This window comes from Mucilaginibacter sp. P2_A4, from assembly GCF_056405015.1.
In genome coordinates this window covers 494,722-508,696 of the sequence record NZ_JBFUCX010000001.1, presented here as the reverse complement: position 1 = coordinate 508,696, position 13,975 = coordinate 494,722, and the positions used below count along the sequence as shown (strand labels likewise).

The following is a 13,975-nucleotide window of genomic DNA, read 5'->3' as shown; positions in this document are numbered from 1 at the left end:
AGCTACTCTGTAAGGCGGGGATTGCTTCGTACCTCGCAATGACGCGTGGCTATGTACTTCATTAGAAGCCTAAAACATTTAATAAATCATTTTTAGACAGCCTCTGAGATTACATTTTCAAATTCAACCACAAAAACCTCCCCTCATTTGCACATCCTCCCACATCTAAATAAAAAACTACAAAAATAGTTTGCAAACTATAAAAATAGTTCTACCTTTATATAACTATAAAAATAGTTTGCTATGAATCTTAAAGAACTCACCAAAGCCGAAGAACAGATAATGCAGATACTGTGGCAGTTAAAAGAAGCTATTGTAAAAGATATTATTGAACAAATGCCCGATCCTAAACCCGCCTACAATACGGTATCAACCGTGGTACGGGTACTGGAAGGTAAGGGTTTCATTGATCATAAGGCCTATGGCAATTCACATGTATACTTCCCCCTCATTAGTGATGATCAATACAAAAAATTCACTTTTGATAAAATGATGAAAAACTATTTCAGCAACTCCTACCAAAGCCTGGTATCATTTATTGTTGACGAGAAGAAGCTTGGGGTAAAAGAATTGGATGAATTAACCTCCCTGATTGATAACCTTAAAAACAAAAATCAATGAACTGGCTGCACTACCTCGTCGAAGCAAACATCTACCTTGCGGTATTCTATGCCGGGTATTGCCTGTTTTTAAATAAGGAAACTTACTATACGCTTAACCGGATTTACCTGCTGCTAAGCTGTATCATATCGTTTATTTTACCTTTTTTCCAGATTGGCTCCTTAAAATCAACCGAAGAACCGGCTACCCAAACATATACTACGGTGATGCAAAATGTGCATACCACTAATGCTCCGGGGCCAGTAAATTATCAGCCGGAGCTAAGCCATTTTAACTTTCAGGATGTTATTTGGTATGGTTACCTTATTGGTATTGCGATACTCACTTTGATATTAATCATCAAGATATATAGGCTGATCAAAATGACCACCGGTGCCAAAACTATTATTGGGAACAAGTATAAATTGATTGATATTGATAGTTCAAACACCGCATTTTCGTTTTTCAATTACCTTTTTATTGGCAAAAATACCGCGGGTAATGATACCATCATCAGGCATGAGCTGGTACATATCCGGCAAAAACACTCCGTCGATATCCTTTTTTTGGAACTGATCAGGATCATCAACTGGTTTAATCCCATTATTTATTTGATGCAGATAAGCCTTAAAACCCTGCATGAATATATAGCCGATGAGCAAACCGCCACCCTTGAAAACGATACCCTTGCCTACTCTGCTTTCCTTGTTAATAATGCTTATGGCCTTAACGGCTCATCTATTACGCATTCATTTTTCAATTATAACCTGTTAAAAAAGAGAATCATTATGTTAAACCAAAAACGTTCGGGAAACTTAGCAAGACTAAAATACCTGGTAGCCTTACCCATTTGCGCGGGGATGCTTTGCGCATCCACATTAGCTTTCAGTAAAAACTATGCACTGGTTGACCTTGCGCCAAAAAGAGTGCTTACAGATACGATAGTGCAACATGTTTCTAAGCCTTATGTTAACGCAAAGGGTTATATAATTGATGAAAAAAGTTTCACAGCTAACGGCCACCTGGGATTTATTGCCACCATTACCGATAAGAAAGGCAAAAAACTTATAGCTGACGCCAGCAAATGCAGTGTATCCGGCGAGTCGATGCTGTATGACGTTTACGGTTATAAATTTCCGGCAGGATTAAAGGTTAAAAAAATCCCAATGGATATTCCGCCGCCACCTATAGTTGTTAAAGACGATTATGTTGCGTTATTTAATCATTTAAATAATACGGTCAATTATCCTGCAGAGGCTTTAAAAAACAATAAATACGGTGTGGTAGGCCTTAGCATTAAAGTAAAAAACGACCACAAAATATCTGATGCCAGGATAATTAACAACGGTGGAGATGAATTTAATAAAGCAGTTTTAAAATCAATTCAGTCCTTTAATGGTACAGTTAATGCCTCTGCAGGCCAGCATAAAATACTTGTTTATTTTTGTACCGATTATTATAAGTTTATTAAAACTCAGGAAGCTGCCATCATAAATGATCCATCTTATGATTTAAGTATGCTGATCTATCGCGCAGGTAAATACCCACCGATGGCCAAAGGCGCAAAAGATCTGAAAGCAGCCAACGCAATAGCGCCGCCTGCTGTTCCAAACCCAATTGCTCAACTTCCGCCCCCACCGCCACCGGCTCCTGCCCTTAACATTCAGACTGCCGTTCAAAAACCAACCCTGCCAGATTTTACCGCTTTTTATAAATACATAGCTAAATCTGTAAGATACCCTGCAATTGACCGCAAAAACCTTATCGGCGGCAGGGTAATTGCAACCCTTGATATAATTGATGGTAAAATTATCGATCCTAAAATTGTACGCGGCGTTGAACCTGTTATGGACGGCGAACTTTTACGTGTACTTAAGGCCTATGATGGCAGCCTTGATTTAGCAGCAGGCCATTATTCAATGCCGGTATCATTTCAGCTAATTGATTCTAAAAACAATCAGGTTGTCCATCTTCCTGAAAATCAAACTAATGATAACCAAAAATCAACAGCCGATAAACCTATCAAACAATCTACCGGATTTTCAACATCGCTTAGTTTGGATGAAGTTGTGATAGTTAGTTACATAAAAGATTAAAACATAGCCCGATTTTTAAAATGCCCACCCATTAAATCAAAAACCAATGAACTGGCTGCATTACCTCCTCGAAGCAAACATATACCTCGCTGTATTTTATGCCGGATATTGCCTGTTTTTAAATAAGGAAACCTACTATACACTTAACCGGGCCTACCTGTTGTTGAGCTGTTTACTATCGTTTGCTTTACCTGTTATCCAGGTCGGTGTCTTAAAACCGGTGGAGGAGCCCGGCGGGTCAATTGTGATCATTACTCCTGAAAACATTGTAACACAAGCAACTACGGATACAACAACAGTTAATGACGTATTAATGTATGCTTACCTGGTGGGAGTTATTGTTTTGGCTATAATTCTACTTATAAAACTATCCAGGCTCATAAAAATGACTGGTAGTAGTAAAACACTTGTGGGTAATAAGTATAAACTGATAAATATTGATGGCTCAAACACGGCATTTTCATTTTTCAATTACCTATTTATAGGTAAAAATACCGCGGGTAATGATACCATCATCAGGCACGAGTTGGTGCATATCAGGCAGAAACACTCTGTTGACATTCTTTTTTTGGAACTGATCAGGATCATCAATTGGTTTAATCCAATTATTTACTTGATGCAGATAAGCCTTAAAACCGTACATGAATATATAGCCGATGAGCAAACTGCAGCGCTTGAAAACGACACCCTCGCCTACTCTGCCTTCCTTGTTAATAATGCATATGGCCTTAATGGCTCATCCATTACACATTCATTTTTCAATTATAATTTGTTAAAAAAGAGGATCATTATGTTAAACCAAAAACGTTCGGGAAATTTAGCAAGGCTAAAATACCTGGTGGCCGTACCCATTTGTGCGGGGATGCTTTGCGCATCTACATTAGCTTTCAGTAAAAATTATGGCTGGGTTGACCTTGCGCCAAAGCACAAATTAGTGCCCACCGCCAATAGCAAATCTGCAAATCTGGCTGCTGACACCTCGGCCAAAACACAGATCAAAGCAAAAGCAATAACCGCGAAAGGTTATAAATATGAAGAAACCGGCTACCTTATTAATAAGAAAAGCGATTTCAGAGTGATTATTACCGAGAAGAACGGCGAGCAAAAAGAGTACTATAAAAGCAAAGCAAAACCCGGGGAAATAGCGATGCTAAAAGAAAAATACGGCTATTCATTTCCTAAAATGGTGATATTCCCTAAACTTCCACCACCACCACCACCAAAGGGCCCTGGATTGCAGACCTATATAGATAAAATGCCTCCTCCTCCACCAGCCGCACCAAAAAAGGGCGCCAAAAAGCTTCATAGAATGCCACCGCCTGCACCTCCAATTGGTTCAGAGGACATCGACAAAACGCCACCGCCGCCTGCGTCACCAATTGGTGCAGAAGACATTAACAAAATGCCGCCACCACCACCACCCGCTCAACCTATTGGCTCAAAAGACCTTGTTGCAATGCCAGTGCCCGCACGCCCGGTTTCTGCAAAACAGCTTAAAAAGTTAAATTTGAAAACGGCACCCGTAAAAGCAGTTGATGTTTTTATTATCGGAGAGCCTAAAACCCAGGCAACTCCTGCGCCGGCTGTTGCTCCTGCTAATGTAAAGCCTACTACACAGGAGCAAAACCCATCACCGGCTCAGCGTAATTCTATAGTGATGAAAAGTTCAACAGGTAAGTTTTACAAAGGGGCAAATGTTATCCAATCTACAAACATGTCTATCACTGCCGGTAGCGGCAATGATAACCTGCCTGTTTTAATTGTTAATAATCAACCAATTACAAAGCACCTCAACAAAGGCGAACACTTAAATATAGCAGCAAATAAAATCCTATTTTACCAGGGCGACAATGCAACACAAATTAACCGATCGGGGGATAGAGCCAAAAACGGTGTTGTTGAAATATCCGGAGCAAACAAAATAACCATCAATTAAATTATCTCAAATCCCAATTGAGATAAAATTGCTGAACGGCTTAAACCCGCTTCGGCATTTTTCTGTGTAAAACCCTTCTCTTTTTTAATCCCCCCAATTGTTCCAAAAACTATTTTTAAATAATTGGTTTATATACTAACATATGAACATATTGTTTGTTAAATTTGTTATAAACCAATTACTCAATTGATATACAGCGCCATAATACCAATTGGGTGTCTCATTTAAATCAATTATCATGAAAAAGTTTGGAATTACCTTAATTATTGTGGGTATTGCTCTTTTTATTACAAGTAACTTCTTTTACAAAAAAACTGTTAATGCTGTAGATAGCTCTGGCAGTAGCACAATTGTAACCGGCCCTAAAGGCAGCTGGACATTTAAGCTACCAGTTTTTTGGGGAGGTGCCTTATTTGCTATCGGTTTGGTTTTTTACGCAGCATCGCGCACAAATAACCAAAGCCATGATCACCATGCTATATAACAGCAATAAGCTGTTTTATGTATGATGAACGGTTAGTCTTGCAGAATGTAAAAAGGGAAAAACCGGGCAAAATCAATTCAAATCAGTGATATTAAACCACAGCTTTTACATATATCACCTGCTTGGTTTCAAAAAACTCTTCACTGAAATGATCTGTCAGGTGATATTGTTGCACTTTTAGGCCCGATTCTTTGATCTCCTGATCAAGGTCGCCCCCCTTAAGGTATAGGATACCATTGGGTAACGTATTGCCAGATTGCTTTTTGAATTTGGTACGTACCCATGGATAAAAATCTTTCAACTGAGTTACAGCACGAGATACCACGAAATCAAACTTTTCGTCAATCTGCTCTGCATGGGCATGCGTTGCTTCTACATTGGTTAAGCCTAAAGCTTTGGCAACTTCCTGCACTACTTTTATCTTTTTACCAATGGAATCAACCAAATGAAACTGTGTTTTTGGGAATAAAATAGCCAGCGGAATGCCCGGAAACCCACCTCCTGTACCTACATCAAGCACAGTTTCGCCAGGTAAAAAAGACATTATTTTGGCTATACCCAGGGAGTGTAATACATGGCGCTCATATAACAGATCAATATCTTTACGTGATATTACGTTGATCTGGCTGTTCCATAAATTATATAATTCTGGCAGCTGCTCCACCTGGGAACGTTGCTGATCTGTCAGATCTGGAAAATATTTAAAAACGATATCAGATGTCATCCCTGTTAAAACGGTTTATGATGTTGCCCAATAAATACCTGGCCCTAAACAATTGTGCCTTAACAGTACCTAATGGTAAATCAAGCTGCTGGGCTATTTCTTCGTAGGATAATTCGTCAAAATAACGTAAAGTGATTAAGTTACGGTAACGTGGTGGCAAGCTTTCTATGAGTAATTTAAGTTCCTGGGTTTGTTGTTTTTTGATAGATGTTTCTTCCGGGTTTAATACATCTGCCTTTATTTGCAGCGGTTTTTCGTCGCCATCCTCGTCTGTCATCCCGTGGATAGATTGTGTATTAAGCTTTTTCTTTCGGATAAAATCTATACAATTATTGGTGGCTACCCTAAAAAGCCAGGTGCTAAACGCATAATCCGGCTGGTATTTCTCCAGTTTTTCAAATGCTTTGGCAAAGGTTTCTACGGTCAGGTCCATGGCGTCTTCCTTATTATTCACCATTTTTAACACCATAAAATAGATAGAATCTTTATAACGGTGCATCAAATCGGCATACGCTTTTTGGTCGCCTGTACGCGCCCTCACCACCAGGTGAAAATCATTTTTAGCGTTCTCGGTAAAATTCGCGTTTATTTCCATTGGGTGGTTTTAAAAAAGGCCCCAACTAAGCCAAATACATTTAAATACATATAATATACTATGTCAAAAAATGGCAAATACCAAATAAGGTCTTTACCATCTAATTTTTTAAATACCTTACTATATATTATCAACTGCACAATCAACCTAAAAATGAACAACCCCAATGCCAATAAGGGCTCAAACTTTAAAACCAGGCAAAGTACGAGCAACAGGTAAAACAAAAACCCGCTCACGGCATCAAAGCTAAGCATTTGGCGGTGCTTATTCTTGTATAATTTACCCACACCTGCATGCCTTTTCTTTTGCCTGTACCATGATGATAACGTAGTTTTTGCACTGGTATAAGTAAAGGTTTCCGGATGAATTTCTATTATCGTATTGTCTGCAGTGGCATGTTGATTTACAAACAGGTCATCATCACCAGATATTACATGCATGTGCGATGCAAAACCCTTAGCGCTAAAAAACAACGATTTTGTGTAAGCCAGGTTACGGCCGATACCCATATACGGATCGCCGTTTAAAGCACATGACAAATAGTTCATCCCGGTTTTAACGGTTTCGAACCGGGTAAACCTATTTAAAAAATTGCTGGTTTTATAATAGGGCGAATAACCCAAAACTATCTCGGCGCCGGTACCAAAATTAGCGGCCATACGGGTTATCCAGTTTACCGAAGCCGGTTTACAATCGGCGTCAGTGAATATTAAATATTCGTTTTTTGATGCCTTTATTCCCAGCGTAAGGGCAAATTTCTTCCCGGTTTTAAACCGGTCATGCTCGGTAATGGTAACCACTTTAAGGTGTGGATACTGGCGCTGCATATCTTCCAGTACCTCATTCGATGCATCATATGAGCAATCATTTATCACCACAACTTCAAAATCGGGATAGTTTTGCGCTAATATAGATGGGAGATTTTCCTGCAGATTTTGCGCCTCGTTACGCGCGCTAATTACTACAGAAACAGGAATCAGCACTTTGGGCAATTCCTCCAGGGGATGATAGCCGGCAAGGCGACTGTGGTTGCTAACCAGATAGTACAGCTGAACAATAAAACAAAGCTGAAAAAGCAGAAAGAGTATGTCTTGTATATAAGTTTCCAATGAACAGTAATAATCAGCAAAGTTGTTAAAATTACACGAATTTAAAGACCTTAATTGGCGTAAATTTAAGATTTAGAGGACATAGCATAAGGTATTTTTCCACACTTTTAGGATGAAGGGGATTTGTGTGGATAACGCTTCACTCAGATAGATGGTAACCAAAATAAAACTAAGCGTCTACCACAACAGATTTTAGCTTGTTTTTAAATACAAAACGCCAACAGATTATAAATACAAGGTTATACTTAAGAGGCTGTCTAAATTTGATTTATTAATTTTTTATAATTCTAATGAAGTGCATATCCACGCGTCATTGCGAGTTTTAAAAACCGGAGGGCCCTGAAGAGGGAAATGACAAACGATTTATCCCAAAGTCATGCCGAACTTGTTTCGGCACCCCACTTGCTAAGTAGACTTCCAGCTGGTCACCTGTCCTGTGGGATTCCGAAACAAGTTCGGAACGACTTCCGTTTTTATAACTTGTCATGTGTAGGCACGAAGCAATAACAATCGGTTTATTTATTTTCAGACAGCCTCTGAGATAACATCACCGATATCCTCCTATTAAACACCCCTGAAATATTCAAAAATCCCACCTGGTTATATAGGTTTTCTCAGCTAAAAAGCCCCTCAAACAAAAGCCTTTTTAACCCTGCTTTCCTTTTAGCAAATACTTGAACTTGCGTAACGAAATCACTCCCAATATCGGGGTTATAAACAAATAATTCAAAGGGCTCGGGCATTGTCTGGTCTGTTGAGTATTGTTTTTAGCAGCAGGTCTTGGTAAGCATTTTCAACACAACAATTAATATAATCAATAAACCATATCTATTTTAAAATCAAATTTAACCTACAATTTTATGTCAAACACAAAAATCGATCTTACACCGCGCGATCTGGCCAAAGGCACCACTTTCGCATTATCATCCAATGAATGGTTATCAATACAGGTATTTGTTACCGGTGCCATGTTATTGCCAACTACCACGGCGCTATTGCAGAAAACCCTGCCTGGCGTGCCATCCGGTGGAATTGAGCAATTTGAGCCTCTGGTTAATGGGTACAAAAGTTTATATGATATTTGCGATAAATTCGACACCGTTACCAAACCCGACAGCGTAAAGTGCGCTTCAGATTTGATTGCTTACAATGTTTCAGTCCCGATATTTTACCGGGCTATTTTGGCATTGCTGTTAAAAATTGAGGCAAACCCAGCAGATACCGTATCAATTAATCAGCTTAAACAAACGCTGCAGGTAATGATAAACAAAGCGCAGGCTTTTTCAACCCATGCTACCAATGTTGCAACGGCGATGCAAAAATTTTCTTTAGATACATCAGTTAATGAAGCTGCTATCGGCACATTGTTTAAAACTTATAGCGACAAGATATCAGGAACAAGCGGAACAATTAAAACGATGCAAGCCCAACTGGCACAGGATAAGGCTGACCTTTCTGACGCGGAAGACGAATATAAGCATGACGTTATTGTAGCCGCCACATCAGCAAGCTACGCCTGGATTTGGCCATGTGGTACTGTTGCCGCAGGCATTGTGGCTGGAATTTATGGCAAAAAAGCAACCGAGGCAAAAGCAAGAATAGAGGCGCTTGGCGAATTGGTGAACAACCTTGAGGCTAAAATTGCCGCCGACGCCACACTTGTGCTTGACTTAACCCGCATTAATACCGATATCACCGGCATTACCAAAAAAATAGATGGCGCCCTTCCCGCCATTCAGAAAATACAAGGTATGTGGAATGCGCTAAAGGATGACCTTTCCAGCATCCTGACCACTATTAATGGCGAAATTGCAGATATGCCATCATTTATTGCAGGCCTCGGAATTGAGGAGGCTATTGTATTATGGCAAAAAGTAGCTGATGAGGCTAATGATTATCGCATTAACGCCTATATTACTATTGTACCCAACCCAACAGTGGCTATCCAAGCTACAAATGAACTTAAAATAGCGCTGGACCGGAAAAACAGGGTGAGTATACACCAACCCGAGCCTGTGTTAGCATAATAAAGAACAAGAAGCCTCATAAATACAGGCCGGATGAAACATCCGGCCTGTAAACGTTAATCTACACTTCACTTTTTAATTCCCTCAAAATGGCAATTTCAGTAAATGACAAAAAAGACTGGGCCGATTATTATAAAAGCGCCCAGAATACCTCCAATAAAATACCATGCACCACCGCTACGATACCCTTTAACGGTCAGCTTATTTTCCGCGACCTGGTTGTGGATATGGATGAAGTATTGGCAACTGCGGATAAGCACAAATCGGCTATTGTATACATCATTGCGGATATTGTAAATATGCCCATTGCAGATATTCAGCTCTTTAACCGTGGGATATTTATCATCAGCCGCAGGCTGGTTTGCAGTTCATCCGTGGTTACCATGGATTTTAAATCAAATAATGCGGCAACTTTTATGCTGTTTGCCACAGAAATTAGCGGCGAACTAAAAATAAACACCTGCGGCCCACAGGAAGAAGCAAAGAAATTTGCCTTGACAGATTTTCCGGGCTTAGGTATTCATGTTAAACACGTGGATTTTAAAACCGAATTGGTTAACCTGAACTCAGAGCACCTTAAACTTATTACAAATAATCCGGTGCATCCCCTACCTGGTGTAGAGCTACAGCTCACGCTTTCCTCTCTTTACCAGTTTAGTACACGACTGGTAGATTCAGAACCGGCCGCGGCAAGAGCTATACTTGGCTGGGTTAAGGCTGCATCCCAAAATAATGTTGTACTTGCAGATCTTTATTATCAAAGTTCGGCCTTGTTGGGTGAACTTACTCTTGAAGCAAGTAATTTAAATTTTGTGCCGCTGCTTAGTCCGGTCATTTACGAAACAGTTGCAGGAGCCTATTTAGCCGCTGTTGGTAATTATGAAACCCAATACAATCTGATAACCCGGGATTCAACCAGCAAAGCCGATCAGATAAAGGCCGGGAATCAAATGCTTACTTATTTTAACAATACCGCTGCATTTACAGATAGTTTGATAGCGCAGGCTGTATCAAATCTGGATGCCGCAACAAATGCCTATGGGCAGGCGCAAGCCAATATGACCTTCACAAGCATAGCCTGTATGCGGGCTGCTACCGATTTCGAGATCGGCGTCGCGATATGGAAGCAGGACCAGGCATTAAAAGCCGCTTTTGAGATTTGTATGGCCGTTGGCACTTTTGCAGCATCTATAGGTGCTATGTGTGTTGGCGATGCAGCGGCTGCGGGTGCGGCCGCCGGCGCGGTAGCCAAAGCGGGAGCAGCCGCCAGCGCCGCCGCAGATTCCGCAACAACCGTATCAAAATTTGCAACAGCAATAGGTAACCTATCCAAGGCTATGTCAAAACTCGAAAACATAGCCAAAATGCTGCAGAACACTTTTAAATTCATGAGTGCACTCAGGGATGCTGCTAAAAAAATGGACTATACCAAGGCTGTTACAGATTTTGAGATACCGGATGCCGGCGACATTTCGGGCCAGGCTGAGTGGGATATTTTTCGCTTACAGGTGGATGATATGATGAAGGGCGCAGAAAGTGAAAACATTGCCGGCGCGGCAGACTACAGGCAACAGCTGGATATCTTATCTATATACGGAAAAGCGCAATCAACCGCGCAGGCTACTATGGTACAGGTAACGCAGGAATTGGCAAGGCTATACATGCAAAAAAAGGTGAGCATAAATATGATCAACTCCTATAAAGATTACCTTAAAGCGCTTGAAGGAGATATCGCAATAGATAAAAACACCCTGCATAACGTTTATGTATTGCAAATGAATATGAAAACCTATATGTACATGGCCATCAGGAATTATACCCGGGCTTATAAATACTGGGCCATGAGTAAATCCTTAGTCACTCCATCAATTTTAAAATCAGCAGCGGAGCTTACAGAAGATGTGGCCACGATGAAAACCGATTATGCTGATGCCTTGAAAAAATTTGAACCGAAGCCACAGGATTTTGAAATATCAGATGAAGGTTTCAGTGTAAATATTACCGATCCGGATGCGATTAAGTCGTTTATCGAAGACGGACAACTTACTGTACTTGTTGACAAGGATACCGAGGTGTTTCAGGATTTGGAACGGGTTAGGATAACTAAAGTACGGGCTTGGATACATGGCATCAACGTTGCTAAAATGCTTAAAGTAAGCATCCGCACTTCTGGTATATATGCCGATGAGTACCAAAAAGAGAATTTTAGTTTTAGCAGCAACCCTACAAAACTGACATTCGCGTACCATAATGAGGATGGCAAAATCATCATAGATACCGAAGGCGCCATAACCGAAGAACTAAAAGCCGCTTACTTTAAGCCCACTCCTTTTACAGAATGGACTATCTCAGTAGATAAAAAGGTGCCCCGAAACCAGGTGAACAAAATAACGCTGTCATTTGCAGGCTCTGCCATATTTACAAAATCATGGAAAAAAAATCACCTAAAAACATGGGAACTACAGGAAGATCATTGATAGTGTTTAATATGGGTGCGTTGTTTACCATACCCCAAACGGATATGGATGCCATTAAAGCCCGTGTAAAAACCTGCAAACAGGGAGCAGCTATTGAGGACACCATCAAGCAGCACCTTCCTCATTTTTCTGATGCGCTTGCTGCCGCGTACCTCTGGGACCTTAATATTGCGCCGCAAATGAAGGTTCAATGTAATTTACTGATGGGGTATGCCGCAAAAGCCAGGACTGATTTTTCGGAACTGTATATTGCAGTACAGCAATTAGTTAACAATCAGCAAGATATAACACTTACAGTGCAGCAACAGGCAACAGTAGTGGTAGCAGCTTTAAATAAATCAACCCAGGTTCTTTCTGCTTCTTTTATCAATATTGTAAATCAGATCCAGGTCTTTAATAAAGCCAACCAAGAACTTGATAGTGATATTGCCTGTAGTGAATTTGGTTTTATGAAAGAAATAACCGCAAGCATAGCCGTGCTTGACCATGCCACCGGAAGTATCCGGGGGGCATGGTCGGCACTTGCCGATGATCTGGAAGCCATTGCAAAAACAAGCCCGGTTGATTTTACTTTCCCCTTCATTGCCGACCTAAACCTTTCTGCAGCCATAGCGGCATGGGATCAGCTTCAAACAGAGTGTGATGCGTTTTTGAAATCACAATAAACGGTTATCAAGCCAGGGAAATCGCTTTTAAAAAGAAGGCACCTACAGAGCCAAAAACGAGACATTTTTTTCGCTATAAACACGTAACTCCGCTGGAGTTGAAAATGGGTTCTGTATCATTGACTCCGTAGGAGTCACGTGTTTATAGCACAATAAAACCAAAAGCCGGGCTCCGTAGGTGCCTCCTATTTGCTTTTAATTTAAAAACTAATCAAATGGTTATCAATTTATTAAAATCGATTTCATGTTACAAAGCTGAATGCCGCTAAACTCGAAAAACTTTACGTATTACAACCACATTTCACTTTCACAAACCAATTCAATCTACAAAATCATGGCCTCAATTAACTATGCTAATCCCATGCAGGGAAAACTATTTTCACTGGCACAAGGCAAAGGCAGTTTAAGTGGTTTTTTTCAGGATGCTGTTATCATTTGGCGGCCCAGGCCTGGTTATATACCGCCCGTAGAACGGGTAGATCTCAGGATAGATAGGATTACAGATATTATCAGCAATAATATAATTCGCGATTGTATACAATGGTCGTTTATCAAGCTAACTGATAATAAATTTATGCTAACCTGCAATAGCCCGCGAACAGGCAAAACCCATGTAATGACTTGTAGCGAGTACCCGAACATTTGCCAAACAGTTAAAGTAAATAACTTTGATCTTCCTGTTAATACGGAAGATGTGAACCGGGGTAATCAGTTCACTTTAACCTATGTAGAACAGAGTCCCTGCTTTTTTTATTTAAAAAATGCTGATAATTTGTACCTGGCCACTACCACAGAATCGGTACAGATACTTGGGCTAAACGTTGGCATATTAACCTTTTTTACCGAAGATCAAAAAAATAACCCCGCTATCAACGCCAATTGCGTTTGGTTCATCGATACAGTTATTGACAAGCTTCGCCAGAAGGATGGTGAGATTATTTATATTGACGATGAGGATGTTAAACGGCCTGTTTCGTTTGCCGACATATCTAAAAAAGTGAACGAAACTATTGACTTAGCTTTCCTCAATGCATTGATGGGAAGATGAGCTGACATAGATCTGTGAGTCGTTGCTGAGTATCGCACAGAGGCCTTCGCCCACTATTTTTTTGAATTTTTTAATGTAGAGACGCATAATTGCGTCTCCCGCCTGCAAATCGACCTTGCAAATCGGCCTCCAAATCCTGATTGTCCTGCGGTAGACGCGATTATACATCTCTACAAATTGGCGTTTAAAATTATGCCATTACTGTTTTTTTCAG

11 protein-coding genes are annotated in these 13,975 nt (G+C 40.4%); 8 read left to right on the top strand and 3 right to left on the bottom strand.

Annotation, left to right across the window (positions count from 1 at the left end; all coding sequences use genetic code 11):
• Positions 1-243 precede the first annotated feature (243 nt).
• The 4 genes from AC1DYB_RS01965 (at position 244) to AC1DYB_RS01950 (ending at position 5,116) form a co-directional block, all read left to right on the top strand.
• A complete protein-coding gene (locus tag AC1DYB_RS01965) occupies positions 244-621 on the top strand; it encodes a BlaI/MecI/CopY family transcriptional regulator (protein WP_477399036.1) in 378 nt (125 codons plus the stop codon).
• A complete protein-coding gene (locus AC1DYB_RS01960) occupies positions 618-2,696 on the top strand; it encodes a M56 family metallopeptidase (protein WP_477431974.1) in 2,079 nt (692 codons plus the stop codon). Before AC1DYB_RS01965 ends, AC1DYB_RS01960 begins: the two co-directional genes overlap by 4 nt.
• A 46-nt stretch (positions 2,697-2,742) precedes the next feature.
• Positions 2,743-4,632, top strand: coding sequence for a M56 family metallopeptidase (locus AC1DYB_RS01955; protein WP_477431972.1), 1,890 nt, complete (start codon positions 2,743-2,745; stop codon positions 4,630-4,632).
• Positions 4,633-4,870: 238 nt separating this feature from the next.
• On the top strand, positions 4,871-5,116 hold the full coding sequence (locus AC1DYB_RS01950; RefSeq protein ID WP_295713134.1) for a hypothetical protein: 246 nt from the start codon (positions 4,871-4,873) through the stop codon (positions 5,114-5,116).
• Positions 5,117-5,207: 91 nt separating this feature from the next.
• On the opposite strand, the gene rsmG is transcribed toward AC1DYB_RS01950, so the two are convergent.
• Genes rsmG through AC1DYB_RS01935 form a run of 3 tightly spaced genes read right to left on the bottom strand, consistent with a single transcriptional unit; the run spans position 5,208 to position 7,544 of the window.
• Positions 5,208-5,840: a 16S rRNA (guanine(527)-N(7))-methyltransferase RsmG gene (gene rsmG / locus AC1DYB_RS01945; RefSeq protein ID WP_477431970.1), complete on the bottom strand. Its 633-nt coding sequence runs from the start codon at positions 5,838-5,840 to the stop codon at positions 5,208-5,210.
• Positions 5,830-6,435, bottom strand: a complete 606-nt coding sequence (locus AC1DYB_RS01940; protein WP_295713138.1) for an RNA polymerase sigma factor — start codon at positions 6,433-6,435, stop codon at positions 5,830-5,832. The genes rsmG and AC1DYB_RS01940 overlap by 11 nt, the downstream gene beginning before the upstream one ends.
• Positions 6,426-7,544: a glycosyltransferase gene (locus AC1DYB_RS01935; RefSeq protein WP_295716571.1), complete on the bottom strand. Its 1,119-nt coding sequence runs from the start codon at positions 7,542-7,544 to the stop codon at positions 6,426-6,428. Before AC1DYB_RS01935 ends, AC1DYB_RS01940 begins: the two co-directional genes overlap by 10 nt.
• An 860-nt stretch (positions 7,545-8,404) precedes the next feature.
• Here AC1DYB_RS01935 and AC1DYB_RS01930 point away from each other — a divergent pair.
• From AC1DYB_RS01930 to AC1DYB_RS01915, 4 genes are all read left to right on the top strand, one after another.
• Positions 8,405-9,571: an alpha-xenorhabdolysin family binary toxin subunit A gene (locus AC1DYB_RS01930; RefSeq protein ID WP_477431967.1), complete on the top strand. Its 1,167-nt coding sequence runs from the start codon at positions 8,405-8,407 to the stop codon at positions 9,569-9,571.
• Positions 9,572-9,660: 89 nt separating this feature from the next.
• A complete protein-coding gene (locus AC1DYB_RS01925) occupies positions 9,661-12,048 on the top strand; it encodes a hypothetical protein (RefSeq protein WP_477431965.1) in 2,388 nt (795 codons plus the stop codon).
• Positions 12,000-12,713: a hypothetical protein gene (locus AC1DYB_RS01920; RefSeq protein ID WP_477431963.1), complete on the top strand. Its 714-nt coding sequence runs from the start codon at positions 12,000-12,002 to the stop codon at positions 12,711-12,713. The genes AC1DYB_RS01925 and AC1DYB_RS01920 overlap by 49 nt, the downstream gene beginning before the upstream one ends.
• 334 nt (positions 12,714-13,047) lie before the next feature.
• Positions 13,048-13,761, top strand: coding sequence for a hypothetical protein (locus AC1DYB_RS01915; RefSeq protein WP_477431961.1), 714 nt, complete (start codon positions 13,048-13,050; stop codon positions 13,759-13,761).
• Positions 13,762-13,975: the final 214 nt, after the last annotated feature.